Genomic DNA, 24,836 nt, shown 5'->3' on the forward strand with positions numbered 1-24,836 from the left:
CAGTGTTCACCTGACGAGAGAAGTGAACGACCTCGACCGACGGATCGTCGTAGCGCTGCAGCAGGACGGGCGCGCAAGCTGGACATCGATCGCGGAGTTCGCCGGAGCATCGGTCTCGACCGTCACGCGACGCGGCCAGCAGCTGCTGGCGGAAGGGCTGGTGCGTGTAGGGATCGTGCCGACCCTGGGCAGCGAAGGGCACGTGGAGACCTTCTTCGTGCGCATCAACTGCACACCGGGGTCGCAGTTGAGTGTCGCGCAGGCGCTGATCGGCTCGCCCTACGTGCGCTTCGTGACCTTGGTGACCGGCAAGTTCGACGTGTTCGCCGAGGTCGTCATCCCGGGCGACTCCGCGACGTATGCGCATGTCCTCACCGATCTGCAGGCGATCCCGGGCGTCGAACGGTGGCGCAGCGACCTGGTCGTGCACACGTACAAGGTGAGCTTCGACTGGGGGCGGCAGCTCTACGACGCCCATGCCGAGGCTGCAAGCGACCCGCAGTCGTACATGCCCGCGCCGAACACTTGCGATCCCACGCACTTCGATGACGCCGACCGGGCCATCGTCGAAGAGCTGCGTCACAACGGCCGTGCGTCGTTCCAGTCGATCGGCGACACGCTCGACATGAACGAGAGCAGCGTGCGCCGTCGCTACGAGCGGATGCGCAACGCCGGATGCCTGACCACCGTGACGATGGTGCCGGCATCGGCACTGGGGATGAGTGCCGAGACACTGTTGATCCTGCGGGTAGAACCGTCGCGGATCGCCTCCGTCGCCCAGACGCTCGCCCATCACGTGTCGGTGCGATTCCTCGCCGCGGCGTTGGAGGAGAACTCGCTCTATTGCGAGATCATCCTTCCGAGCACCGAGACCCTGCACGACTTCCTCACCGGGACCATCGCGCACCTCAAGGGAGTTCGCGGATGGAATGCGGCGATGGAGCTCGTCTTCATGAAGCGCGGCTTCATCGAGACGCCGTGGTGGCGGGCCCAGGTGGCCTCGGCAGGGGCTGTGGACGCCGGGTCGTAGCCCCGGGTTTCCGTGACGGCACCCTCCGCGCGTGGTGTCAAGGGGCTTCCCCGGGCGCGGTTTGTGGCGCACTCTCTGTGGAGAGAGAGTCCTGGAGGGCCCCACATGTCTGAACTTCCGGATCCGCGTTTCATGCTGAATCGCATCACGGCGTCGGAATGGGTGATCAACGACCTTCGATACTCGCCCAACGACCCGCGCCATGTCGTCGCGTGCGTGTACGAACTCGCCGAGACCGAGGTCGAGGTGACCTGGCTGCGTGACCTGCCACTCGCCACGCGTTATGGAACCGCATTCGAGGTGCTCGAGGATGTCGAGAGGATGCGTGGTTCGAGCAGGGCCACACGTCCGATCTCCATCCCCCATCGGCCGCCGCTGCTGGCGACCTAGTCATCCCGCGGCACGGACAGCGAACGAAGAAGCGCACCTCCTCGATCTCCGAGGGGGTGCGCTTCCTCCGTGCCGCGCTGCGGAGCTCAGGCGGCCACGTGCGGGATCACAGCAGCTGCAGATCGGTCACGCACGTGCGATCGTCCGGCGACGTGGTCGACAGCGGCACGGTGCCCGTCAGGCCGGCGCTCTCGACGGTCAGCGTCGCCTCGATTCCCCGAGGCACCCAGACGCCGGTGAACCCGTTGTCGTGGGTGCGGCGCATCTCGTCGATGAGCACCGTCCCGTCGTCGGCGGTGAGGGCGATGCGCATCTCGGTGTCGGAGAGCTCGCCGACGCACGTCGTGAGGCTGTGGAAATGGCACTCGTGGGTCTGTTCGCGGAATGGTGCGATCGAGATGTACACCGCGTCGTCGGGCATCGGCAGCCGATTCTCCCGGCCGCTGGTGTCACGCAGCAGGAGCGCGTCGGGTTCGACGGATGCGAGGAGATCGTCCGGGCGGTCCGCCACGGGCATCGCGTCGAGTCGTTCGATCACCTCGCCGACGTCGAGCCCGGCGAGGTCGTGCGCGGCGAGCAGGTCCTGCGCCGACGCCACCGAGTCGACGTCGGCGGGGGAGACGGCGGGCGCGCACCCGGACAGGGCGATTCCGGCGACGGCCAACGCGGCGAGCCCTGCGGACAGCCTCCGTCGTCGGGGTGATGGGGAGACAGCGGGAGAGGCGGGAGACGTGGTGGAGGGGAGGGGATGGTTCATGGGGACGGTCCTTCGTACGAGGTGGGGTCGGTGTCGGGCCGGGATACGCCGACACCGACCCCGGAATGGGTTCAGAGGGTGGAGAGGAGGTCGTTCATCTCCTGGATCTCCTCGGTCTGCGCGTCGATGATCGTCTGGGCGAGTTCGATCGCTTCCGGATCGCTCCCGCCGTCGACCTCCGCCCGCGCCATCTCGATGGCTCCCTCGTGGTGCACGATCATCTGGTCGAGGAACAGGCGCGACGCTTCGGGACCGTCGGCGGAGCGGAGCGCGGCGAGGTCGTCGTCGCTCATCATCCCGTCGCCGTGGTCCATCCCGTTCGCGTCGCGGTCGTCGGAGCCGATGCCCCAATCGTCCAACCAGCCCTCGAGCTGTTCGATCTCCGGACCCTGCGCGGCCTTGATCCGCTGGGCGAGTTCGGCCACCTCGGGGTCGATCCCCTCCACGCCGAGCACGATGTCGCTCATCTCGATCGCCTGTTCGTGGTGCACGATCATCATCGAGGCGAACATGACGTCGGCATCGTTGACGTCGGCATCGCTCATGCCGGCCGATGGTGACGACGAGCTGTGGTCCATGCCGGGCATGGAAGCGTCGTCGGTGCCGGTCGCGCAGCCGGACAGCAGCAGAACGGCGGACAGGGTGAGTGCGGCTGTTGCCGCAGCACGAATCTTCATGGGTGTGTTCTCCAAATACGCATAGTCGTTGCGCACACGCCGGACGGCGGCGCGCGAGGGTGAGAGGCCTGGAGCCGTGGCGCGAGAGCACGGGCTCGACGGCTGCTCAGGTGCGACTGATGCAGAGAACGTGCAGAGAAGGGGCGCGGGGGAGGACCCGCGCGGCCAGGACCTCGAGAAGGGGCGAGCGGAGGAGCATCGCCGTCCAGCCGCGAAGCATTCCAGGCGCGATGAGGAGCACGAGGGCGAGGAGGAGCGCGAGGACGCACATCATCGCCATGCCGGCGTGATCATCGGTGCCGCAGCCTGCGCAGGACATCGCGGTCGTGCCGGACGGGTCTTCGGACGGGAGCGCCTGCACCTGCGCTGTGCCGTGATGCGCGGATACCGGCTCGGACACGGTCATCACCGCCGAAATCGCCGCCGCCGGAGTGTCGGCCGCCGCAGTGCCGTGCAGATTCAGGGTGTGCATCCCCAGCAGCCCCAGGATGACTGCGGCGACGAGGAGCACGCCCGACAGCACACCCCGGAAGACGCTCGATGAGCCTCTTCCGGACCACGTCGCCGCCACCGGTGCCATGAGAGCAAGTCTACGGGGCGCGGGTGACGGCGACCGGTGCGCTGCGGGCCGGCGAGGGTGTGCAGTCAGATGTCGGGGCCGTCGTCGTGCTCGTCCGCGCCGGCCGCGACGCGGTCGGCCTCGGCGCTGTCGACGAGCGCGTCATCGACATCCGGATCGAGAACACGCTCGCCGTCGACCTCCCTCGTCGGCACACCCGTCGGGTCGGTCGGGTCGTCGTCATGGGGGAGCGGGGGAACCGGGGGAATGATCGGGTTCGACATGATCGCATCCTTTCGTCGAGATGGGTTCACGGTAGAACGCGGGGCGTGCGGTCGGAATCGGGTTGACGCTCGTGCAGACGCGCGCTAGCGCGGTTGATCCGGCGCGGTCATCAGGCAGGGCGAGGGTGATAGACCGATTGGGCCTCTACGGCTGCGGTGCCGAAATCACCGTCTGCATTGATGACGTGGCCGCGAGCCAGCGTGAGTCCGGTGGCCCGGCCTCGTCCTTTGAGCACGGCGCCGCGCAGGTCAGGATCGGGGTCGCGGTGGCTCCCGCCGCTCGCGAGCGCGACGTTCACCGCCGTGACATCGCCGAGGATCTGCGATCCATCGCCCAGAGTGGAAGCGCCGGCGAGGTCGATCCTCCCGATCAGACGCACCCGGTTGCCGATCGTGATCACGGAATCGGAACGGTTCGCGAGCAGAGCCACCGCATGCGGGCCGAACTCGTTGTCGGTGCCGATGCTCACGCGTCCGCCGGCGGTCGCCTCGATTCGGGTGCCCTCGAAGAAGCGGTTGTCGTCACCGATGAGGAGAGTGCCGGGGTCGGCGTCGATGCGGACGTTCGGACAGAACACATTGCCGGTCCCGATCTCGGCGTGCGCGGAGAGGAGGGCGGAGAAAGGATCGAGGAAGACGTTGAGGTCGTCCGCGATGAGCTGGCTCACCGTCCGATATCCCCGCGACGCACGCACACGATCCGCGTAGCCCAGGGGCGCGTGCGTCATGGTGCCTCCTGGTCACTACCGCGTGAGACGAAGAAAGCCCCCGGAGAACCGGGGGCTTTTTCTGTGGACCTGAGGGGACTCGAACCCCTGACCCCCTGCATGCCATGCAGGTGCGCTACCAGCTGCGCCACAGGCCCAGACGCTGTTCCGGACCAGCCGGAGCAACTTGAAAAGAGTACTACACGAATCGACGCGAACACCAATCGGGGCGGGCATCCCGGGCGCGTCACAGTGGAGTGCGGAGGGGAGGAACAAGCGCGCGGCGCCGGGCGTTGAAACCGGCGTGAGCATCCTCGACAGTCTGGTGATCGGCGCAGGGCAGGCCGGCCTCTCGGCATCCTTCCACCTCTCGAGGCTGGGTATCTCGCATGTGGTTCTCGACGCCGACGGACAGCCCGGCGGCGCCTGGCAGCACCGGTGGAACGCGCTGACGATGCGCGATGTGCACGGCGTCGCCGAACTGCCCGGCGACACACCGCCGCCCCGCGACGGTGCACGCGCCAACGAGGCCGTGCCCGCATACTTCGCGCGATACGAGAAGACGCACGAACTCCCGGTGCTCCGCCCCGTGCACGTCGAGCGCGTCGAGGACCACGAGGGTCTTCTCGTCGTGCGGGCACGTGAGGGGGAGTGGACGACCCGCACCCTCGTGAATGCGACCGGCACCTGGACGCATCCGTTCCTCCCGCACTTCCCCGGCATGGAGACGTTCGTCGGTGAACAGCTGCACACCGTGGACTACCCGGGGCCCGAGCACTTCATCGGCAAGCGGGTGCTCGTCGTGGGCGGGGGAGCGTCGGCCGTGCAGTTCCTCGGGGCGCTGGCGCCGATCACCGACACCCTGTGGGTGACCCGGCGCGAACCGGTGTGGCGCCATGACGACTTCACGCCGGAAGCGGGAGCCGCAGCCGTCGCCCTCGTGGAGCAGCGCGTCGCGGCCGGTCTCCCTCCGGAGAGCGTGGTCAGCGTCACCGGACTCATGCTCCGCCCGCAGGAGCGGGAGGCCGAGCGTCTGGGTGCCTACGCCGACCGGCGCCCCCTGTTCGAACGGATCGAACCCGACGGCGTGCGCTGGGCAGACGGCAGCTTCGAGCAGCTCGACGTCATCCTGTGGGCCACCGGCTTCCGCCCTGCGATCAGTCACCTCGCCCCTCTGCACCTGCGCAGTGCGGCCGGGGGCATCCAGCTCGACCGAAACGGTCGAGGTACGACGGCGGTCGCAGACCCCCGCGTGCAGTTGGTCGGCTACGGGCCGTCGGCGAGCACGATCGGCGCCAATCGTGCTGGTCGCTCGGCGGCGAAGGGAGTGCAGCGCGCGCTGCAGTCTGCAGGCGTGCGCATCACCAGCGGTTGAGCACCTCCTCCGCGAATCCCTCGATGCCGTCGACGCGCACCCGCGTTCCGTTCTCGTCGCGCACCCAGCCGGTCCAGACACCGAACAGTTGATCGGTCCGGCTCGAGATCACCAGCGCGTTCGTGTGCGAGTGCTTGTCGTAGAACGGGGTGAACACGAGGTCGGCGCTCGTCCCGTGCACGTGCCACGGACGCATGAAATGTTCGGAGTCGTAATCCCACACGAGCTCTTCACTGATCTTCGACAGCCGACCGTCGACGAGCAGCGCGTTCTCCGTGGCACCCGAGCCGTCGGTCCACTTCGCACCGAGCTGCAGCCCGATGACGCGGCCGTCGACGACACCGCTGGCCGCAGCCCAGTTCCAGCGCACGCGATACGGCCAGCGCCCGCGACCGTGGTCCAGTACGGCCCAGCTTCCGGTCGGCACCTCGTGCGCCACTCCGTCCACGGTCACTGTTCCGGTGGCCGGGCGTGCCACATCTTTGACCGTGTACTGGAAATGGGGGATCTCGTCGCCGAGGCGCCACGGCACGACGACACCGAGCGACTCGTGTGCCTCCAGGCGACCAGCCAGCAGGTCGATCGAGACGCGGGGGGTGGAGGCGCGCAGGCGTGTTCCGTCGAAGGCCTCGTCGATGTCGACGGTGATCCGACGCGTGCGCGCGCGGGCGGGCCCCGCGCCGAGAGACGACGGGAGCGTCGCGCTGCGCCCTCCCGGCGAGATCACCGTCGTGTCGATGTCGTCACCGGTCGCGCGATCGAGCACCCACAACTCGTGCAGAGCCATGTAGTCGACGCACGAGACCGTGACGGCGACGATGTGCGACGGCGTCATCACGTTCCAGTACTCCCACCGCTTGTTGCGCCCCCAGTGGCCGCGGCCGGGGATACCCGAGGTGTCGTGAACCGGTGTGCGCGACCAGCCGAGAGCCTCCCGGTTCAGCATCCCGGTGGGCGTGGTGAGAGATACATGCGCGGTGATCTCGCGCTCGATCAGCGGTGTGGGCATCGTCGTCCTGCTGTCCGGAGGGACACCGTCTCGGGTCGGTGTCGTTGCCCTGAGTGTAGAGGACCGGGCGACGAACGGCGGGGGTCCTGTGGGAAAACCGTGTTCGGGTCGAGATCGGCTCCTGGCTACGCTGAGGGCATGCTCCGCATCCTGCTCTTCGTCGTCTGGCTGCTGCTGTCCGCCTGGCTCGTGGTCTGGGTCGGGGAGGGACTTTTCGGCGTCGATCAGAGACAGTCGAGCCTTCCGTTCTCGGGAGAGGACACACTGGGCGCTCCGATCATCATCGGTGTGGCGTGGGGTCTGCTGCTGACCTTCGGCGGGGTCCTGTCGGGGCTCGGGCGCCGTAAGCGGGTGCGCGGAGAGACGCAGATCGGAGTGGGCACGATCGTCGAGGTCGCGCGCACCGGTCTCACCGTCAACGACGTGCCGCAGTACGACCTGTTCATCCGGGTGACACCGAGCACCGCAGAGGAGTTCATCGCGCAGCTGCGCATGCTGGTCGACGCCTCCGATCTCGCCGGCCTGCAGATCGGGCTCCCGGTACCCGTGCGGTACAGCCTCACGGACCAGGACACGGTGGAGCTCGCCGACCTGGACGACCCCGCGGTGCGGGACGCGATGCTGCAATGGCGGATCGAACGGGGGCTGATCGATCCGCGGCAGGTGCGGGCGCGCACGAGCGGCACCCCGGTGACGGCATCCGTGCTCGAGGTGCGACCGACGGGGCGGCGTCGTGAGGGGCAGAGCGAGCTCGCCCTGCGCGTGCTGATGGCGCCGGAGGGAGCGGCGACCTGGGAAGCGGACACCACGGTCTTCGTGTACCCGCAGGCCATTCCGCACCTGCAGGTCGGAGCCCCGGTCTGGGCGTTCTATCGGCGTGAGGACCCGCAGACCGTCGCCGTGACGATCGAGAAGGAGGAGGGGCGATGAACCCGATGGACACGCTCATCTGGCTCGTGAACTTCCCGGCGTCGCACGGATACGCGATGGTGTTCATCGCCGGTTTCTCGATCCTCGGCCTGTTCGCGCTGTCGGCGCGGGGAGCGATGCCCGGCGGGGAGCTGCGGGCCATCCGCGAGCGGGAGGGGCTGCTGCGTGCGGATCAGCGTCCGCGAGGCCGCGTCGGGGGAGGAATCGTGCGCATCGGCGCGCGCATCCTCGCTTTCCTCATGCTCGCCTCCCTGGTGATCGGCATCCTCAGCCTCGCCGGCGTGCCCCTCACCCGTGCGTACATCTACGACAACGGTCGACCGACGGCGGCGACTCTGGATGGTGACTGGGTGACGTTCACGACGGCCGAAGGCGTCGAATACACGCTGGAGAGCAACTTCTTTACCCCCGCTGTGTATCCCGACCGCGACGCGTACATACCCGGCGGTCAGCTGATCGTCGTGCGCTACCTTTCGAGCCATCCACAGGCGTTCGTGATCGACAGCGACCAGACCCCGCGCTGAGTGCGGAGGGGGCGCGTAGGGTGAAGGCATGTCGCGAATCATCGTCTTCGGCGGCCACGGCCGCATCGCCCTCCTGCTCGCGCCGCTCCTCGTCGCACGGGGAGACGAGGTGACCGGGGTGATCCGCAACCCTGACCATTCCTCCGATGTCGAAGCCGGCGGTGCGAAAGCGCTCGTCGCCGACATCGAGAACATGGATGTCGAGGCGCTCGCCGAGATCATCCGCGGTCATGACGCCGTCGTCTGGTCAGCCGGCGCCGGTGGCGGATCGGCCGAACGCACCTACGCGGTCGACCGCGACGCCGCGCAGCGTTCCATGGACGCGGCAGAACGCGCGGGCGTCCGACGGTACGTGATGGTGTCATGGCTCGGGTCCACCGCTGATCACGGTGTGCCGGAAGGCGACTCCTTCTTCCCCTATGCAGACGCGAAGTGGGCTGCCGACGAGCACCTGCGTGGCACCGGTCTGGAGGGCACGATCCTCGCGCCGGGCACACTCACCTTCGACGATCCCACCGGTCGGATCCAGCTCGATCCGGACGGTCGTGGAGCTGTCGCGCGTGCCGACGTCGCTGCCGTGATCGCTGCGTCCCTGCACGAACCGTGCACGGTCGGGCGGACCATCCGCTTCGGGAACGGCGACGCCGACTCGGCGGTGCCGATCGCCGAGGCGCTGTCCTGCTGAGACACGCCACTTCGCGCGACATGGAGAATCGGCGCCGGGGACGGACGGCGAGCGCACTCGCGCTCGCCGCGGTGATGGGGTTCTTCGTCTCGTCGGCCGCCACGGCGTCGGCGGTGGGCGCACCCTCGACGTCGGGCATCCCCGAGTCCACGGTGTCGACCAGCGGATCTGAGCTGCTCACCGCGCGTGCGAAGGCGCGGGTGCAGGAGATGACCGTGGCGGAACAGGCAGCGACGGTGGTCATGGGGCACGTGGCAGGAACGGACCCGTCCGCCCTTCGGTCGTACATGGAGTCCGGACTGGGAGGATTCATCCTCATGGGGGCCAATATCCCCGCGACCGAAGCGGAGTTGCAGGCGCTCACGGCCGCGCTGACGGTCGATCCCGGCCTGCCACCGCTCATCGCCGTGGACCAGGAGGGCGGCTTCGTCTCCCGACTGCACGGTGACGGCTTCCCTGCCTCCCTCTCCCTGAAGGGGCTTCCGGTCGCCGAGACGTCCGCGGCGTTCACCGCGCGGGGCTCTCTGGTGGCGCGAGCGGGCATCACCGTGAACTTCGGAACGGTCGCCGACTACACGGACGATCCCGGCTCGTTCATCCACGGTCGCGCGCTCGGCACAGACCCTGCCGCGGCGGCGGAGCGCGTGGCGGCGGCAACCGTCGCGCAGGAGCAGTTCGTCGCCTCGACCCTCAAACACTTCCCAGGCCACGGCGCGGCTCCGGGTGACTCTCATCACGCGATCCCGAGCACCACGATGGGAATCGAGGAATGGCGCGCCACCGCGGCCGTGCCATTCGCCGCCGGTATCGACGCCGGGGCCTCGCTGCTGATGTACGGGCATCTCGCCTACGCGGCGGTCGATCCGCTGCCGGCATCCCTCTCGCCGCGGTGGCATGAGATCGCGAGAGACGAGCTCGGCTTCACCGGGGTGGCGGTGACCGACGACCTCGGCATGCTGCTGTCTTCAGGAGATCCGGCCTATGCCGACCCGGTCACGAACGCGGTGGCGGCGATCGCTGCGGGGAACGACCTCGTGTTGATGATCGCGGGGTCCGACGCGCAGACAGCCGGATCGATGGTCGCCGGCATCGCAGCGGCGGCCGAAGCGGGGACGCTTCCGCCCGAGCGGCTCGAGGAGGCGGCGACACGCGTGGTCGCGCTCCGGATGCAGACCGCCGCGGCGACCGCCCGCTGGTCGATCTGCGATGACTGCGAACCGGTGGGCTGACGCTCAGGCCGCATCGCGAGCTCCGTCGCCGATCCAGGCGTTCAGCAGCGCCGCGCGCAGATCGGCGCCCCGGTCGGCGAACCCTCGCTGCCGACGGACGTACTCGGCCTTGCCCTCGGTCGTCTCGATGCGAACCGGGACCACGTCCCATGCCGAGAGGTCGTACGGCGCGGCCTGCATGTCGAGCAGGCGGATGTCGCGGGCGAGCTCGAACGAATCCAGGAGGAGTTCGCCGGGGATGAGGGGCCCGAGTTTCGTCGCCCACTTGTACAGGTCCATCCCCGCGTGCAGGCAACCGGGCTGCTCGAACAGGGGCTGGTCGTCGCGGCTCAACGGCGTGCGGTTGCGGGGGACCGCTTCGGGGGTGAAGAAGCGGAATGCGTCGAAATGGGTGCAACGCAGCTCATGATTCTCGACGACGGCATCCGTGCCCGCCTGCCCGAGTCGCAACGGCACCGCGTGGCGATGCTCGTCCGCGCGGTACACCATCGCCCATTCGTGCAGGCCGAAGCAGCCGAACTGTCCGGGGCGGGATGCGGTGCGGCGGAGCATGCGCTCGATGAGCGCGGCCAACTCCGTCTTCTCTGCGCCGAAAGTCGCCGCATCCGGCACGACGCTGCCGGGCGATCGTCCGGGGGAGTACCACCGCCAGTCGCGGCGTTCCGGCGCATCGGCGAGTTCGACACCGGCCCCCGGATGCCATCGACGCAGGTGCGCGGGCTTGTACGAGTAGTAGGTGAAGAGGAAGTCCCACACCGGATGCTTCTCCGCCCGCGTCGCCCGTTCGCGGTGCGCCGCGGTGAGGGCATCGGCGCGTTCACGATGCGCCTCCTCGCGGAGGGTCCAGTCCGGGCGGGCGATGGTCATGTCAGTGCAGGATGCCGGCTTCGCCGAGCAGATCGCGAAGACCGGCGCCGTCCTCGGCGCTCACCCACGGGGCGGCATCTTCGGAGTGCGGTTCGTGACCGGCGCGTCCACCGGCGAGCACGGCCTCGGCGGGAAGCAGACGACGGATCGCGACGCCGGCGACGGAATCGGGGTACTCGTTCATGAACTGGCTGTAGATCGACTCGTCGTGCTGGCCGTCGTCTCCGATCAACAGCCATTTCACGTCGGGGAACTCGGTCGCGAGGCGACGCAGGTTCGTGAGCTTGTGTTCACGCCCGCTGCGGAACCACCGTTCGTGAGTGGGACCCCAGTCGGTCAGGAGCATGGAGCCGGCGGGGAAGAGGTGGCGACCGAGGAAGCGCCACAGGGTGGGGGCGACATTCCACGCACCGGTGGAGAGGTACACCATGGGTGCACCCGGGTGCTGGCGGAGCAGCTGGTCGAGGAGGACGGCCATCCCCGGGACGGGAAGGCGTGCGTGCTCGTCGAGCACGAAGGAGTTCCAGAAGGCGATGAAGGGACGAGGCAGCGCCGTCACCATCACGGTGTCGTCGACATCCGACACCACGCCGAACGAGGTGCCCTCGGCCACGATGAATGCGCGAGCCTCCACCGGCGCCTGGCCCTCGACCGAGAACGTGAACGTCTGCCAGCCGGGTTCCAGATCGACACGGATCATGGCATCGACCACGCCGCCGCGGTCGGCCGCGACCTGGTGGGTGGTCTCGCCGAAGTGCACGCTGACAGCGGCGAATCCCACCGGGATGCCGACGAAGCTGCGCCATCCGCGGACGCTGGCGGGTTCACCGTCTCGGGTGCGACGCTGCGGCGGGACGATCAGCACCCGGCCGACGACGCGGACCCAGCCCGGACCACCGTAACCGGGGAAGGGAAGGATCGTCGCGACACGGCCACGACGGCGCGCACGACCTTCACGCCAGACATGGAAGCGGTGTTCGAGTCGGGCGAACCAGTGGATCCGGGGGGCTGGGGGAGCCGATGCCATTGCCTCAGTCTTTCACGTCGGCGTCGGCCTCTGCCTCCGGGGACTCCAGGTGACGGGCTTCGATGCGCTGCAGCAGCTTCTTGCCCAGGAAAGCCAGAAGCAGGAACAGGGCGATCACGCCGACGAAGATGTACCCGGCGAAGTGCACGCGATCGACCAGCTCGCGGAAGCTGCCGGCGGCAAGCGACGTGACGCTCACATAGGCGGTGGCCCAGAGGACACAGGCGGGAGCCGTCCATACCAGGAACTTGCGGTACGGGTACTCGCTCATCCCGACGGTGAGGGGAACCAGAGAATGCAGCACGGGGAGGAAGCGGGAGAGGAAGATCGCGATCCCCCCGCGGCGCTCGAGATAGTTCTCGGCGCGCACCCAGTTGTGCTCGCCGATCCGCCGCCCCAACCAGGAGACGCGGATGTGCGGGCCCAGCCAGCGTCCCAGCCAGAACCCGATGCTCTCCCCGATCAGCGCCCCGATCACGACCGCGACACCCATCGCGATGCCCTCCAGGGGAGTGGCGACACCCATGGACGCGATGATCACGATCGTGTCGCCGGGAACGATGAGGCCGATCAGGATGCTCGTCTCCAGCATCACGGCGAGCCCGGCGATGAGCGTGCGGGCGACCGGATCGATCGACTGCACGGTGTCGAGGAGCCAGATCAGGAGGTCGTCCACCCCATGAGGATACGGGAGCCACCCGGTCCTAGGCTGGAAAGGTGCCCGAACAGCTGAGTGCTCGTCCGCTTCCCGACTGGGTGGAGCCGTCGTCGGTGTTCGGGATGCTGGAAGCCGGGACCGCCGATGTGTTCTGGCTCGACGCCGGGGCTGACGCGATCACCGGATGGAGCTTCGTCGGGACGGGGGAGCGCTCGACGCTTCCGCGCGAGGTGCGCGTCGACGTCGTCGCTGCCGACCCTGAGCTGCCGCCGTTCACAGGGGGATGGGTGGGGTGGCTCGACTATGAGAGCGGCGCCGCCGCCGTCGGTGCACCGGTCGCGGGCCTGGAAGACGGCTCGGGCGGTTCCTGGCTGCGTGCCACCCGTGTCGTCGCCTTCGACCACGACAAGCAGCGCGTCTGGGTGCTCGGGATGGAGAGCGACGTCGAGGACTGGGCGGCAGACGTCCGGGCACTGGTGGGGGTCCCGGAATCCGCGCCCTTCTCGATGAGCGACCCCGATCGCCCGCCGCGTATCGCCGTCGCCCGACACGACCCCGGCGAGTACGCCGCACTCATCGAACGCTGCCGCGATCTCATCCGTGAGGGCATCGCCTACCAACTGTGCCTCACCACGCGCTTCACCGTGGCCGGCGCCCACGACCCGGTCGAGGTCTATCGTCGGCTCCGCGCCGCCACGCCCGCCCATCATGGCGGATTCCTGCGCATCGGCGATCGCACCCTGTTGAGTGCCAGTCCCGAGCAGTTCCTCCATGCCGCGGGCGGAGTCATCCGTACCCGTCCCATCAAAGGCACCAGGCCCCGAAGCATCGATCCGGTCGAAGACGCCGCGCTCGCCGCAGAACTGGCGACGGACCGCAAGGAGCGCGCCGAGAACGTCATGATCGTCGACCTGATGCGCAACGACCTCTCGCGGGTGTGCGAGCCCGGGAGCATACGTGTGGAGGGTCTCTGGGTGGTCGAGAGCTATCCCGCCGTGCACCAGCTGGTGAGTACCGTGAGTGGGCGGGCGGCCGAGGGGACAACGGTCGAGGCCCTGCTCGAGGCGGCCTTTCCAGCCGGCAGCATGACCGGGGCTCCGAAGCTGTCGGCGATGACCCGGCTGCACGAGCTGGAGGGCGGGCCTCGCGGCGTGTACGCCGGATGCTTCGGGTACATCGGTGACGACGGAACCCTGGATCTGGCGATGGTGATCCGCAGCATCGTGATCGAAGGGGAGCAGGCTGTGGTCGGCGCCGGCGGAGGGATCACCTGGGGGTCGATCGCGACCTCAGAGGTCGCCGAGGTCGCGACCAAGGCGAGGGCACCGCTCATGGCGCTCGGTGCCGGAATGCCCGGGCCCTGGCGTTCCGATATCCTGAACTGATCCCGCTTTTTCCATCAGATTGGTCGTGCGTTCGTTGTCTGAGAACCTGTCCACCGCTCCTGCCGACGACGAGACCCCGTCGGCGCACGCCATCCAGAACAAGTGGCAGAAGTACTGGGCGGAGAACGGCACGTTCCTCACGGGTGGCGACGACGACACCCGCCCGCGTCGGTATGTGCTCGCGATGTTCCCGTACCCGTCCGGCGACCTGCACATGGGGCACGCCGAGAACTACCTCTACTCCGACATCGTGGCCCGTTTCTGGCGCCACCGCGGACACAACGTCCTGAACCCGATCGGCTGGGACTCCTTCGGGCTGCCCGCCGAGAACGCCGCGATCCGGCAGGGTGCCGACCCTCGGGACTGGACGTATCAGAACATCGCGCAGCAGAAGGTCGGCTTCGAACAGTACGGCGTCTCGTTCGACTGGAGCCGGGTCCTGCACACGTCCGACCCCGAGTACTACCACTGGAATCAGTGGCTGTTCCTGAAGCTGTACGAGCGGGGCCTGGCGTATCGCAAGAAGAGCCCGGTGAACTGGTGCCCGAACGACCAGACGGTGCTGGCGAACGAGCAGGTCGTCGACGGACGCTGCGATCGCTGTGGAGCCGAGGTCATCAAGAAGAAGCTCACGCAGTGGTACTTCCGGATCACCGACTACGCGGACCGTCTGCTCGACGATCTGAACCAGCTCGAGGGATTCTGGCCGCACAAGGTGCTGCAGATGCAGCGCAACTGGATCGGACGCTCCGTGGGCGCCGACGTCGACTTCATGATCGAGGGGCGTGAGGAGCCGGTCACGGTGTTCTCGACGCGCCCTGACACGCTGCACGGCGCGACGTTCTTCGTGGTCGCACCCGATTCCGACCTGGCGTCCGAGCTCGCTGCCGGTGCTTCCGATGACGTGCGTCAGCGCTTCCAGACGTACCTGGAGCAGGTGCAGAAGGAGACCGACATCGATCGGCAGTCCACGGACCGCCCGAAGACCGGTGTGTTCCTCGAGCGCTATGCGATCAACCCCGTGAACGGCGAGAAGCTTCCGGTGTGGGCGGCGGACTATGTGCTGGCCGACTACGGTCACGGTGCGGTCATGGCGGTTCCTGCGCACGACCAGCGCGACCTGGACTTCGCCCGTGCGTTCGACCTGCCCGTCAAGGTGGTCGTCGACACGACGGCTCCCGTCACGGGCGCGATGCCGGTGATCGAGGTCGACGACGAGGGCGTGCCGATCGACACGGGCGCCGCGCTCGAGGAGCAGAGCCCCGCCACCACGGGCGTTGCACTCACCGGCGAAGGCCGCATGATCAACTCCGGTGCACTCAACGGGCTCTCCAAGCGCAACGCCATCGCGCGTGCGATCGAGCAGTTGGAAGCGACCGGCACGGGTCGTGCCGCCAAGAACTACCGTCTGCGTGACTGGCTGATCTCGCGTCAGCGCTTCTGGGGCACGCCGATCCCGATGCTGCACGCCGAAGACGGCAGCATCATCCCGGTTTCCGAGGACAAGCTCCCCGTGAGGCTGCCGAGCGTCGAAGGACTCGACCTCAAGCCCAAGGGCACCTCGCCGCTGGGCGGTGCCGAGAGCTGGGTGCGCACGACCGACCCGCAGACGGGCGACCCCGTGCTGCGCGACCCCGACACGATGGACACGTTCGTCGACAGCTCGTGGTATTTCCTGCGTTTCCTCTCGCCGAACAGCGACACGGTGGCTTTCGATCCGGCGCAGGCGGCGCGCTGGGCACCGGTGGACTCGTACATCGGTGGTGTCGAGCACGCGATCCTGCACCTGCTGTACGCGCGCTTCATCACGAAGGTCCTGTTCGACATGGGGCTGATCGACTTCACCGAGCCGTTCTCGAACCTCATCAACCAGGGCATGGTGCTGCTCGACGGGCAGAAGATGTCCAAGAGCAAGGGCAACCTGGTGCTCTTCCAGGAGGAGCTCGACGCCCACGGCGCCGACGCCCTGCGTGTGGGGCTGGCGTTCGCCGGTCCCGTGGAGGACGACAAGGATTGGGCCGACGTCTCGACGACCGGCGCCCAGAAGTTCCTGGCGCGCGCGATGCGCATCGCCGGTGAGGTGTCGAGCCCGGTCGACGTGGTGTTCGACGGCGGTGACTCCGCGCTGCGACGCGCGACGCACAAGCTGCTCGCCGAAGCGCCCGCTCTGGTCGAGCAGACGAAGTTCAACGTGCTGGTCGCGCGCCTGATGGAGCTCGTGAACGTCACCCGCAAGACGATCGACGGTGCCGCCGGCGCGGCTGACCCCGCCGTCCGCGAAGCCGCGGAGACGATCGCCGTGATGCTCGACCTCATCGCTCCGCACACGGCGGAGGAGATGTGGGAGGTCCTCGGACACGAGCCTTCCGTCGGCCTGGTGACGTGGCGTTCCGCCGACCCGGCACTGCTGATCGAGGACACGATCATCGCCGTCGTGCAGGTGGGCGGCAAGGTGCGCGCCCAGCTCGAGGTCTCGGCGCGTATCGGCGAGTCGGAGCTCGAGGCTCTGGCCCGCGCCGACGAGCGCGTGATCCGGTCGATCGGCGACCGCGAGATCGTGAAGGTCGTCGTGCGTGCTCCGAAGATCGTGAGCTTCGTCGTCAAGGGCTGATCGACGTACGGGCTGATCGCCTGTCCTCCACGGAAGTCTCCTCGCACGGGGTTGTCCCCGGCAGGGGCGAATGCCGCCCGGCCGGAGGATCGACCGCGCCTAGCGTGGCCGGATGGAATCTCCGCAGGCACCCCTCCCACCTCGGCGCCGACTGCGTCTGAGCATCGGAGCGGCGGTGGTGCTGGCTCTCGTCGTGCTGTCGGCTGCCGTGGGGCTCGGGATCATGCGGGGGCAGGCCGCGCCTGTCGAATCGGTGCCGCTCGAAGACACGAGTACGGGAACAGGCGCAGGCCCCGAAGCGACCGATGACCTTTACGTGCACGTTCTCGGCGCTGTCGAGAAGCCCGGACTCTATGTGCTCGATCGTGACGCACGGCTCGTCGATGCGCTGGCGGCTGCAGGGGGAACGACCGTCGAGGCCGATCTGGCCGCGGTCAACCTCGCTCGAATGCTCGAAGACGGAGAGCAGGTCGTCGTGCCGGCAGCCGGAGCCATGGCGGGTGGGCCCGGCGAAGTCGCACCGCCACCGGACGATGACCGGATCGACCTCAACACCGCGGATCAGGCGGCGTTGGAGACGCTCCCGCGTATCGGTCCGGCACTCGCGGAGCGGATCATCTCCTGGCGGGAGGAGAACGGCCGGTTCGCCTCGGTGGACGACCTCCTGGCGGTTCCCGGCATCGGGGAGAAGCTGGTCGCAGGCCTGCGCGACGGGGTCAGGGTGTGAGGGGACGAGACCTCCGGCTCGTGCCGCTCGCGGTGGCGGTGTGGTGCGTCGCGCTGCTGTGTGTGATGTTCCCTGCGGTCGCGTGGGGGTGCGCCGCCGTGTGCGGGCTCGGGGCGGTAGGCGTGCTGGCATCGGTCGTGCACCGTCGAAACCGCCATGGAGAGTCCTGGGCGCTCGGGGGCCTCGCCGTCGTCGTGCTGGCCGCGATGGCGGCTGCGGCGGTATCGGTCGGGTTCGCCGTGCCCGAGCGGGAAGCGGCGAAGGGGTGGGACGCTCGCGTGGTCGAGATCACGGCCGAGGTGACGTCCTCCGCATCGATCGGACGCGATGGGCGGCTGTGGTTCGAGGCGGTGACATCGACGCTCGGGCCGCCGGGCCGTGCGGTGGCGTCCGCCGCCCCGGTGCGCCTGGGGGTCGCCCCCGCCGAGGGCTTCGACCTCGGCGCGACGGTTCGGGTCGTGGGCGAGTCATCGGCGACGGATGCCGTGGAGCGCTCAGCGTTGGTCGTCTTCGCGAGCGACGCCGAGGTCATCTCGCCCGCGCCTGGTGTCTTCGGTGCGGCGGCGACGATCAAGAGCGTGTTCGTCGAACGGTCTCTACGCCTGCCGGAACCGGGCAACGGGCTGCTTCCCGGACTCGCGGTCGGCGACACGCGCGCCGTCACCGCCGAGCTGAACGACGACATGCGCACCAGCGGGCTCAGTCACCTCACCGCGGTCAGCGGAGCGAACTGCGCGATCGTGGTCGGCGCGATCTTCTGGCTGACGGCACTGTGCGGAGGCGGCCGCCGGTTGCGTGTCGTCCTGTCACTCGTGGGCCTGGCCGGGTTCGTGGTTCTGGTGACTCCCGAGCCGAGTGTGATCCGGGCGGGGGTGATGGCGGCCGTGGGGATGCTCTCCGTGCTGTCGGGGAAGCCGAGCGCCGGGGCCGGGATGCTGTCGCTGTGCGCCACAATCATTCTGGTTGCGGACCCCTGGCTCGCGGCGACGCCGGGGTTCGCGCTGTCGGTCGTCGCCTCGGGTGCGTTGATCCTGCTCGCCCCACCTCTGGCGCGCGGCTTGGCTCGGGGGATGCCGCGCCCCGTCGCGCTCGCTGTCGCGGTCCCGCTCTCCGCGCAGCTCGCGTGCGGCCCGATCATCGCCCTGTTCGCGGAACAGCAGTCGTTGGTCGGTATCGCCGCGAACCTGATCGCGGGGCCCGCAGCCCCGGTCGCGACGGTGATCGGGCTCCTCGCCTGCCTCGCCGCTCCATTGCCGGTGCTCGCTGACCTGCTGACGGCCTCGGCGTGGCTTCCCGCGGCGTGGATCGCGATGACCGCGACCACCACGGCCCAGCTGCCGGGCGCGCAGGTCCTGGTACCACCCGGCCTCGGCAGTGCCCTGGTGGTGGCGGTGGTGAGTGCGGCGATCGCCATCGTGCTGATGCGTGCCCCCACGCATCAGCCGGGCTCACGTGTGGAGCGGGCGGCTGCCTGGGGACGTCGCGGTGCGGCGGTGATCGTCGTCGTGGTGCTGTCGCTCGCCGGTTCTCGTGCGCTTCTCGACGGCCCCCTCGCCACGGCGACGACCCCCGACGCCTGGGCCGTCGCGGCGTGCGATGTCGGGCAGGGTGACGCGGTGCTCGTGCGCTCGGCGACCCAGGTCGCTTTGATCGACACGGGGCCGGAGCCCCAGCCACTGGCCTCATGTCTGCGGTCGCTCGGCGTCGAGCGCATCGACCTTCTCGTCCTCACCCACTTCGACCTCGATCACGTCGGCGGGGCTGAGGCGGTGCGCGGTCGTGTCGACGTGGTCATGCATGGTCCGATCGCCGAGGACGCCGATCGACGCCTCCTCGATGACCTCGTCGATGGAGGCGCACGCGTCCACGCGGCGTCGGCAGGCCAGCAGGGCATGCTCGGCGAGGCCGCGTGGCGTGTGCTCTGGCCGCTGCGCCATTCCGCTGCTTTTCCCGACGGCAACGATGCGAGTGTGGTGATGGAGTTCGACGGGGGAGAGGTGCCCCGCTCGATCTATCTCGGCGACCTCTCGGCCGCGCCCCAGCGCATGCTGCAGCGTACGGCGAGGATGATGCCGTACGCCGTGGTCAAGGTCGCGCACCACGGCAGCGCCGACCAGGATCCCGGCCTCTACGAGGCGATGCGGCCCCGGGTGGCGCTGTTCAGCGTCGGAGCGGACAACGACTACGGGCACCCACGTTCCGAGACCCTCGATCTCCTGGCGGCGACCGGTGCACATGTGCTGCGCACCGACGAACGGGGGCGCATTCTGCTCGGTCTTCGCGACGGCGAACTGCAGGTCTGGACGGAGAAGCCTGCCGGATGAGCCGCTCGGATCAGCCTCGAAGGAGCGGAACCATGTCGGCGACCGCCGGTAGGCTGGATCCATGGCAGCTTCGCGAACCCCTTCCCGCGGCGGCGCGAAGCCCACCAAGATCCCGCAGGTCTCCTGGCGTGAGCCGCACCCCGCTCCGATCGTGCTCGTGTCGGGCCCGGAAGAGGTCTGCGCCGAGCGCGCGATCGCCGGCGTTCGCGACTACCTCCGTGCCGAGGACCCCGCGCTCGAAGTGAGTGACGTACGGGCCGATGATTACGCACCCGGAACGCTGCTCTCCCTCACATCGCCGTCCTTGTTCGGGGAACCACGTCTCGTCCGCGTCTCCGGCGTGGAGAAGTGCTCCGATGCCTTCATCCAGGAGGCGGTGTCGTATCTCGACAACCCGCAGGAGGGCGCGACCGTCATCCTTCGCCACACGGGCGCCAGCGTGCGAGGCAAGAAGCTGCTCGACGCTGTCCGTGCCGGGAACGGCGGCGGTATCGAGATCGCCTGCCCTGCCATCAAGCGCGACAGCGACCGAGTCGACTTCGCCGCCGGCGAGTTCCGCGCGGCGAAGAAGCGCATCGCGCCTCCGGCTCTTCGAGCCCTGGTCTCGGCCTTCGCCGACGACCTCACCGAGCTCGCCGCGGCCTGCCAGCAGCTCATCGGAGACGTCGAGGGCGACATCTCCGAAGACATCGTCACCAAGTACTACGGAGGTCGGGTCGAGGTGTCGGCGTTCGTCGTCGCCGACACGGCCATCGCCGGACGCTACGGCGAGGCCCTCATCGCCCTCCGTCATGCTCTCTCGTCGGGCGCCGACCCGGTTCCGATGGTCGCGGCCTTCGCCATGAAGCTCCGCACCATGGCACGAGTCGCCGGCAACCGCGAGCCGAGCCGCCAGCTCGCTCAGCGTCTGGGAATGAAGGATTGGCAGGTTGACCGCGCACGCCGCGATCTCGCCGGCTGGAACGAGCGGTCACTCGGAATGGCGATCCAGGCCACTGCCAGGGCCGATGGCGAGGTCAAGGGTGCGGCACGCGACCCGATCTTCGCGCTGGAGCGCATGGTCACCGTCATCGCCACTCGCCAGCCGTTCGGCGAGTGATCGAGCGAGAGTGGCCAGTCGGATTCGACTGCCGGGACGCTCCGAGGCAATGAAGAAGGCCCGCCCCGAGGAACGGGACGGGCCTTTCTCAGAAGCTTCGGCTCAGAGGGAAGCGACCTGCTTGGCGAGAGCCGACTTGCGGTTCGACGCCTGGTTCTTGTGCAGGACACCCTTGCTGACGGCCTTGTCGAGCTTGACGGCAGCCTTCTTCAGGGCGGCCTCTGCGGCGGCCTTGTCACCGGCGGAGACGGCCGTGCGAGTGGTGCGGATGACCGTCTTGAGCTCGCTCTTCACGGCCTTGTTGCGCTCGCGCGCCTTCTCGTTGGTCTTGTTGCGCTTGATCTGCGACTTGATGTTTGCCACGTGTGGACGCTTTCTGTACAGGAGTGTTCGGAATGCCGGCAGCAGAAGAGGGCTGCTGCACAGCGGTCGTGAGGGAAGAACCCACACGCAAGCCAAGAGTCGAGTCTACCAGCAGAGGGGCTGTTGACGCGAAACGACGAGGAGAATGCGAGACGCAGTCGCGCATTCGATGGTACCGGGTGCAGAATCATCACTATCTCGACACTGATGTCAAGGAGCCCCATGACCCCCGCGTTCCCTCGCCTGTCTGCGCCTGCCGGGCTCCGCTGGTCCGCCGCGACCTCAGCGTTCCAGATCGAGGGGTCGCGCCCCACCGGGATATCCGGTCGTTCCATCTGGGATGACTTCCTCGAGAGACCGGGAGCGATCGTCGACGCATCGACGGCGGATCCCGCGTGCGACAGCTACCGGCGCTCCGAGGATGATGTCGCCCTTGCGGCGGGCCTGGGTCTCGACCGCTACAGGTTCTCGATCCCGTGGGCTCGCGTGCAGCCCGACGGCCTCGGCCGCGGTGACGCGTCGGCCCTCGATCACTACTCGCGCCTGGTCGATCTCCTCCTCGATGCCGGGGTCGTCCCGTTCCCCACCCTGTTCCACTGGGAGATGCCGAGTCTCATCGAAGCAGGCGGCGGCTGGCTCGAGCGCGATACCGCGGAGCGCTTCGCCGACTATGCGGCCATCGTGGCTGATCGTCTCGGCGACCGGGTGCAGCACTGGTACACCCTGAACGAGCCCGCCATGATGACGCTTCAGGGATACGCGGTCGGCGCGCTGGCGCCCGGGAAGCAGCTCCTCTTCGGCGCGCTGCCGACCGCTCACCATCAACTGCTCGCCCATGCTCGCGCGGCAGCCGCTCTGCGGGAGCGTGGTGCCGCATCGGTCGGACTGGTCAACAACCACACTCGGGTCCTGCCGCTGGGCGACACCGCTGAAGACCACCAGGCCGCAGCGGTCTACGATCTGATCCACAACCGGATCTTCAGCGAACCCCTCCTCGCCGGAACATACCCCGACCTGGAATCACTCGGCCTGCCCCCGATGCCTGTGCAGGACGGCGACCTCGAGGCCATAGGACGCTCGATCGACTTCTACGGCATCAACTTCTACAACCCGACCACGGTGACCGCCGCCGAGCAGGAGAGCCCGATCCCGTTCGACATCGTGCCCACTCCGGGAGTCCCGGTCACCGGGTTCGGTCCGGAATGGCCGATCATGCCGAGCGCGCTGCGCGATCTCCTGATCGACCTGCACACCCGGCATCCGCAGATGCCGCCCGTGATCATCGGCGAGAACGGTGCGTCGTTCCCGGAACCCGAGCGCGCCCTCCGCGTGGATGACGCCGATCGGATCGCCTATCTGGCGGGACACATCGCCGCGGTAGGGGAGGCGATCGATGCGGGGGTGCCGGTGGAGGAGTACACGGTGTGGTCGCTGCTCGACAACTGGGAGTGGGCTGACGGCTACACTCAGCGCTTCGGACTCGTCCACGTCGACTTCGAGACGGGGGAACGGACCCCCAAGGCGTCGTACGACTGGTACCGCGGGATCATCGAGAGCGCGCGGACGGATGCGACCGCTGCCACGACGGAGGCGGCGAGATGACCGAAGCGACCGGAACGCGCCCGGTCCGCGCGGGTGCGCGCTGGATGTCGCTGTTCACGCTCGCGTGGCTGGCGATCTGGACCGTGCAGCTCACGCCGGTGCAGCTGCTCCTGCCGCTGCAGCTCGACACCCCGCAGGACGACTGGATCCGGGGCGTCGTCTCCTCGGGACTGGTTCTCGGAATCGGCGGGCTCGCCGGGATCATCGCGGGACCGGCGGCCGGCGCGCTCTCGGACCGCGCGGCTGCGGGCCGCCACCGTCGGCGTCCGTGGGCGCTGGGCGGTGTGCTGTTCACCGCGGTCTGCCTCGTCCTCACCGGCTACGCGCAAGGGCCATGGGCCGTGGGCGCCGGTTGGGTCGGGGTGTCGATCGGCGTGGCGGTGTCGTCCGCCGCCTTCACCGCGCTGATCGCCGACCAGCTGCCGACGACACAGCGCGGGGCCGCCTCCGCCGCGGTCGGGTCCAGCCAGGCTGTCGGCATCGTGGTCGGGGTCGGCCTCGTTGTCCTGCTCGGTCTCGAGCTCCGGGAAGGCTATCTCCTGCTCGCCGGGATCATCGCGGTGGTCGGTACGACGGCGGCGCTGCTGCTGCCCGATCCACCGACCACGGAGGCGATGCGGCCGAAACGGATCGGACGCCGCCACCTGGACTCACTGCGCGATCGCGACTTCGCCTGGATGCTGTCCGGGCGCCTGGTGACGAACGTCGGCAACGCACTCGGGACCGCGCTGTTCCTGTTCTTCCTGCTGCACGGCCTCGGTCAGCCCAGCGCCATCGCCCAGGACAACCTGCTGCTGCTGATCGTCGTCTACACGGTGTTCGTCGTCATCGCCTCGGTGATCACGGGGATCGTCTCCGACCGGACAGGGAATCGCCGGACGCTCACGGTGGCGGCGACGGTCGTGCAGGCGGCCTCGGGGGTGGCGATCGCGCTGGTACCGACGTTCGAGATGACGATGGTCGCTGCCGCGCTGATGGGCCTCGGCTATGGCGCGTTCTCGACGGTGGGCCTCGCATTCGCCGCCGACCTGCTGCCGGACGAGCAGGACCATGCGAGGGACCTCGGGATCGTGAACGTCACAGCCGCGCTCGGGCAGCTCATCGGCCCTGTGCTGGGGGCGGGACTGGTCGCGCTGGTCGGCGGCTTCTGGCTCGTGTTCGTCGCGGCGGCGGTTCTCTCCCTCGTCGGCGGGCTGCTCACGGCGTTCGCGCGGCAGCCGGCCAGGGCGTCATGAACTCGAGGGGTCAGGCGTCACTCCCTGCGCGGCGTCACGCTCCACGGTCGCGATGGCGAGCTGCAGCACGGCGTTGAAGATCTGCGGCCGCATCGCGGTGACGAGGTGCGTCGTGCGTGGCACGATGATGAGCTCGGCATGCGGGGCGAGCCGTTGGAACAGTGACTCGTTGAGCCGCAGCTGGTCGTACTGCCCGTTCACGAACCAGAGCGGAATCGTGATGCGAGGGATCGCCGCGGCGATGTCGAGCGCGGCCAGACTGCGCAGCGCGGCGTCCTGGGTGTCGAGCGCGTAGCCGCCGGCGGCGAAGTCGGACCGGGTCTCCACAGGCACGGTGGCTTCGAGGATCCGGCCGGTCAGCCACATCCCGCGGTCGGGAAGGGCATCGACGGCTCGAGTGAAGAGACGGTAGGCCGCGAGCCCGGCACCGTGGGGGATCGAGGTGCAGGACGCCGCGATCAGCCCCGCGACGGGAGGTTGCTCCGCGCCGCCGACATACGCGAGGCAGAGCAATCCGCCCATCGAATGCCCCACCAGCAGGACGGGGCCCTTCTCGGCCGCGGCGCGCACCGCCTCATCTATGGTGTGCAGCGCCTCGTGGAGGGTGAAGTCCTCCTGCATCCGCGTACCGTGCCCCGGGAGGTCGACGGCGGTGAAGGCGTAGCCGCGCTCCTCGAGGTAGGCCGCCTGGGACCGCCACATGGTGGCGGACGTGCGGATACCGTGCACGAAGACGATCTGGACGCTCACGGGTTCAGCATAAGGAAAGCGGGGCCCGTGGA

Annotated in this window: 25 protein-coding genes and 1 tRNA gene; 14 read left to right on the forward strand and 12 right to left on the reverse strand. The window is 68.7% G+C overall.

From position 1 onward, the window contains the following. The first annotated feature begins 22 nt into the window (after positions 1–22). Entirely contained in the window at positions 23–1,030 is a 1,008-nt protein-coding gene (locus L687_RS25020; protein WP_021198534.1) for an Lrp/AsnC family transcriptional regulator, read from the forward strand. Between the two features lie 105 nt (positions 1,031–1,135). Beyond that, complete coding sequence (locus tag L687_RS25025) at positions 1,136–1,420, forward strand: hypothetical protein (RefSeq protein ID WP_021198535.1); 285 nt, start codon at positions 1,136–1,138, stop codon at positions 1,418–1,420. Positions 1,421–1,526: 106 nt separating this feature from the next. Here the strand turns inward: L687_RS25025 and L687_RS25030 are convergent, their stop codons facing one another. The 6 genes from L687_RS25030 to L687_RS25055 all read right to left on the reverse strand — a co-directional run bounded on the left by L687_RS25030 (position 1,527) and on the right by L687_RS25055 (position 4,562). Continuing rightward, positions 1,527–2,177 (reverse strand): CueP family metal-binding protein, encoded by a 651-nt coding sequence (locus L687_RS25030; RefSeq protein ID WP_046398859.1) that lies wholly within the window; start codon positions 2,175–2,177, stop codon positions 1,527–1,529. A gap of 71 nt (positions 2,178–2,248) precedes the next feature. Then, positions 2,249–2,854: a DUF305 domain-containing protein gene (locus tag L687_RS25035; protein ID WP_021198537.1), complete on the reverse strand. Its 606-nt coding sequence runs from the start codon at positions 2,852–2,854 to the stop codon at positions 2,249–2,251. 106 nt (positions 2,855–2,960) lie between these two features. Further along, complete coding sequence (locus tag L687_RS25040) at positions 2,961–3,434, reverse strand: DUF6153 family protein (protein WP_046398860.1); 474 nt, start codon at positions 3,432–3,434, stop codon at positions 2,961–2,963. Positions 3,435–3,499: 65 nt separating this feature from the next. Further along, positions 3,500–3,697 carry a hypothetical protein gene (locus L687_RS25045; protein WP_021198539.1) on the reverse strand — a complete coding sequence of 66 codons (198 nt, stop codon included), beginning with the start codon at positions 3,695–3,697 and terminating at the stop codon, positions 3,500–3,502. A gap of 110 nt (positions 3,698–3,807) precedes the next feature. Continuing rightward, positions 3,808–4,425, reverse strand: a complete 618-nt coding sequence (locus L687_RS25050; RefSeq protein ID WP_021198540.1) for a hypothetical protein — start codon at positions 4,423–4,425, stop codon at positions 3,808–3,810. Between the two features lie 64 nt (positions 4,426–4,489). After that, a tRNA-Ala gene (locus L687_RS25055) sits at positions 4,490–4,562 on the reverse strand. Positions 4,563–4,708: 146 nt separating this feature from the next. On the opposite strand from L687_RS25055, the gene L687_RS25060 reads away from it, so the two are divergent. Next, positions 4,709–5,779 (forward strand): NAD(P)-binding domain-containing protein, encoded by a 1,071-nt coding sequence (locus tag L687_RS25060; RefSeq protein WP_021198541.1) that lies wholly within the window; start codon positions 4,709–4,711, stop codon positions 5,777–5,779. On the opposite strand, the gene L687_RS25065 is transcribed toward L687_RS25060, so the two are convergent. After that, the gene (locus L687_RS25065) at positions 5,766–6,788 is read right to left on the reverse strand and encodes a DUF2804 domain-containing protein (protein WP_021198542.1); all 1,023 of its coding nucleotides are present in this window, start codon (positions 6,786–6,788) and stop codon (positions 5,766–5,768) included. The genes L687_RS25060 and L687_RS25065 overlap by 14 nt on opposite strands. 138 nt (positions 6,789–6,926) lie before the next feature. On the opposite strand from L687_RS25065, the gene L687_RS25070 reads away from it, so the two are divergent. From L687_RS25070 to L687_RS25085, 4 genes are read left to right on the forward strand one after another with little or no spacing between them, the layout of a single operon-like run. Beyond that, entirely contained in the window at positions 6,927–7,718 is a 792-nt protein-coding gene (locus L687_RS25070; RefSeq protein WP_021198543.1) for a hypothetical protein, read from the forward strand. After that, positions 7,715–8,242, forward strand: a complete 528-nt coding sequence (locus tag L687_RS25075) for a hypothetical protein (RefSeq protein WP_021198544.1) — start codon at positions 7,715–7,717, stop codon at positions 8,240–8,242. Before L687_RS25070 ends, L687_RS25075 begins: the two co-directional genes overlap by 4 nt. Before the next feature lie 28 nt (positions 8,243–8,270). Then, positions 8,271–8,927, forward strand: coding sequence for an NAD(P)H-binding protein (locus tag L687_RS25080; protein ID WP_021198545.1), 657 nt, complete (start codon positions 8,271–8,273; stop codon positions 8,925–8,927). Positions 8,928–8,947: 20 nt separating this feature from the next. Further along, positions 8,948–10,156 carry a glycoside hydrolase family 3 N-terminal domain-containing protein gene (locus L687_RS25085; RefSeq protein WP_021198546.1) on the forward strand — a complete coding sequence of 403 codons (1,209 nt, stop codon included), beginning with the start codon at positions 8,948–8,950 and terminating at the stop codon, positions 10,154–10,156. Between the two features lie 3 nt (positions 10,157–10,159). Here L687_RS25085 and L687_RS25090 read toward each other — a convergent pair whose 3' ends face one another. The 3 genes from L687_RS25090 to L687_RS25100 are packed head-to-tail and all read right to left on the reverse strand — an operon-like array spanning position 10,160 to position 12,726. Continuing rightward, complete coding sequence (locus tag L687_RS25090; RefSeq protein WP_021198547.1) at positions 10,160–11,023, reverse strand: hypothetical protein; 864 nt, start codon at positions 11,021–11,023, stop codon at positions 10,160–10,162. Between the two features lies 1 nt (position 11,024). Beyond that, positions 11,025–12,050 carry an App1 family protein gene (locus L687_RS25095; protein ID WP_021198548.1) on the reverse strand — a complete coding sequence of 342 codons (1,026 nt, stop codon included), beginning with the start codon at positions 12,048–12,050 and terminating at the stop codon, positions 11,025–11,027. A gap of 4 nt (positions 12,051–12,054) precedes the next feature. Continuing rightward, complete coding sequence (locus L687_RS25100; protein WP_021198549.1) at positions 12,055–12,726, reverse strand: DedA family protein; 672 nt, start codon at positions 12,724–12,726, stop codon at positions 12,055–12,057. A gap of 41 nt (positions 12,727–12,767) precedes the next feature. Here L687_RS25100 and L687_RS25105 point away from each other — a divergent pair, with 41 nt between their 5' ends. From L687_RS25105 to holA, 5 genes are all read left to right on the forward strand, one after another. Further along, positions 12,768–14,093, forward strand: a complete 1,326-nt coding sequence (locus L687_RS25105) for an anthranilate synthase component I family protein (protein WP_021198550.1) — start codon at positions 12,768–12,770, stop codon at positions 14,091–14,093. A gap of 34 nt (positions 14,094–14,127) precedes the next feature. Beyond that, entirely contained in the window at positions 14,128–16,704 is a 2,577-nt protein-coding gene (gene leuS, locus L687_RS25110) for a leucine--tRNA ligase (protein ID WP_040569599.1), read from the forward strand. 112 nt (positions 16,705–16,816) lie between these two features. Further along, complete coding sequence (locus tag L687_RS25115; protein ID WP_021198552.1) at positions 16,817–17,431, forward strand: helix-hairpin-helix domain-containing protein; 615 nt, start codon at positions 16,817–16,819, stop codon at positions 17,429–17,431. Continuing rightward, positions 17,428–19,755, forward strand: a complete 2,328-nt coding sequence (locus L687_RS25120; RefSeq protein WP_040569597.1) for a ComEC/Rec2 family competence protein — start codon at positions 17,428–17,430, stop codon at positions 19,753–19,755. The genes L687_RS25115 and L687_RS25120 overlap by 4 nt, the downstream gene beginning before the upstream one ends. A gap of 61 nt (positions 19,756–19,816) precedes the next feature. Then, complete coding sequence (gene holA / locus L687_RS25125; RefSeq protein ID WP_021198554.1) at positions 19,817–20,854, forward strand: DNA polymerase III subunit delta; 1,038 nt, start codon at positions 19,817–19,819, stop codon at positions 20,852–20,854. Between the two features lie 102 nt (positions 20,855–20,956). On the opposite strand, the gene rpsT is transcribed toward holA, so the two are convergent. Then, on the reverse strand, positions 20,957–21,217 hold the full coding sequence (gene rpsT / locus L687_RS25130; RefSeq protein ID WP_017830351.1) for a 30S ribosomal protein S20: 261 nt from the start codon (positions 21,215–21,217) through the stop codon (positions 20,957–20,959). Between the two features lie 222 nt (positions 21,218–21,439). On the opposite strand from rpsT, the gene L687_RS25135 reads away from it, so the two are divergent. Next, positions 21,440–22,819, forward strand: a complete 1,380-nt coding sequence (locus L687_RS25135; protein ID WP_021198555.1) for a glycoside hydrolase family 1 protein — start codon at positions 21,440–21,442, stop codon at positions 22,817–22,819. After that, a complete protein-coding gene (locus L687_RS25140) occupies positions 22,816–24,054 on the forward strand; it encodes an MFS transporter (RefSeq protein WP_021198556.1) in 1,239 nt (412 codons plus the stop codon). Before L687_RS25135 ends, L687_RS25140 begins: the two co-directional genes overlap by 4 nt. On the opposite strand, the gene L687_RS25145 is transcribed toward L687_RS25140, so the two are convergent. Next, entirely contained in the window at positions 24,049–24,804 is a 756-nt protein-coding gene (locus L687_RS25145; RefSeq protein WP_021198557.1) for an alpha/beta fold hydrolase, read from the reverse strand. The genes L687_RS25140 and L687_RS25145 overlap by 6 nt on opposite strands. Positions 24,805–24,836: the final 32 nt, after the last annotated feature.

This window comes from Microbacterium maritypicum MF109, from assembly GCF_000455825.1.
Lineage (GTDB): Bacteria > Actinomycetota > Actinomycetes > Actinomycetales > Microbacteriaceae > Microbacterium > Microbacterium maritypicum_A.

What these genes read in the sequence shown, in the direction of transcription:
- L687_RS25030 (WP_046398859.1), bottom strand. Translation starts at nt 2,177, where the DNA reads ATGAACCATCCCCTCCCCTCCACCACGTCTCCCGCCTCTCCCGCTGTC.
- L687_RS25070 (WP_021198543.1), top strand. Translation starts at nt 6,927, where the DNA reads ATGCTCCGCATCCTGCTCTTCGTCGTCTGGCTGCTGCTGTCCGCCTGG.
- L687_RS25090 (WP_021198547.1), bottom strand. Translation starts at nt 11,023, where the DNA reads ATGACCATCGCCCGCCCGGACTGGACCCTCCGCGAGGAGGCGCATCGT.
- L687_RS25085 (WP_021198546.1), top strand. Translation starts at nt 8,948, where the DNA reads ATGGAGAATCGGCGCCGGGGACGGACGGCGAGCGCACTCGCGCTCGCC.
- L687_RS25135 (WP_021198555.1), top strand. Translation starts at nt 21,440, where the DNA reads ATGACCCCCGCGTTCCCTCGCCTGTCTGCGCCTGCCGGGCTCCGCTGG.
- holA (WP_021198554.1), top strand. Translation starts at nt 19,817, where the DNA reads ATGGCAGCTTCGCGAACCCCTTCCCGCGGCGGCGCGAAGCCCACCAAG.
- L687_RS25050 (WP_021198540.1), bottom strand. Translation starts at nt 4,425, where the DNA reads ATGACGCACGCGCCCCTGGGCTACGCGGATCGTGTGCGTGCGTCGCGG.
- L687_RS25075 (WP_021198544.1), top strand. Translation starts at nt 7,715, where the DNA reads ATGAACCCGATGGACACGCTCATCTGGCTCGTGAACTTCCCGGCGTCG.
- L687_RS25040 (WP_046398860.1), bottom strand. Translation starts at nt 3,434, where the DNA reads ATGGCACCGGTGGCGGCGACGTGGTCCGGAAGAGGCTCATCGAGCGTC.
- L687_RS25080 (WP_021198545.1), top strand. Translation starts at nt 8,271, where the DNA reads ATGTCGCGAATCATCGTCTTCGGCGGCCACGGCCGCATCGCCCTCCTG.
- L687_RS25140 (WP_021198556.1), top strand. Translation starts at nt 22,816, where the DNA reads ATGACCGAAGCGACCGGAACGCGCCCGGTCCGCGCGGGTGCGCGCTGG.
- L687_RS25025 (WP_021198535.1), top strand. Translation starts at nt 1,136, where the DNA reads ATGTCTGAACTTCCGGATCCGCGTTTCATGCTGAATCGCATCACGGCG.
- L687_RS25065 (WP_021198542.1), bottom strand. Translation starts at nt 6,788, where the DNA reads ATGCCCACACCGCTGATCGAGCGCGAGATCACCGCGCATGTATCTCTC.
- L687_RS25035 (WP_021198537.1), bottom strand. Translation starts at nt 2,854, where the DNA reads ATGAAGATTCGTGCTGCGGCAACAGCCGCACTCACCCTGTCCGCCGTT.
- L687_RS25045 (WP_021198539.1), bottom strand. Translation starts at nt 3,697, where the DNA reads ATGTCGAACCCGATCATTCCCCCGGTTCCCCCGCTCCCCCATGACGAC.
- L687_RS25095 (WP_021198548.1), bottom strand. Translation starts at nt 12,050, where the DNA reads ATGGCATCGGCTCCCCCAGCCCCCCGGATCCACTGGTTCGCCCGACTC.
- L687_RS25115 (WP_021198552.1), top strand. Translation starts at nt 16,817, where the DNA reads ATGGAATCTCCGCAGGCACCCCTCCCACCTCGGCGCCGACTGCGTCTG.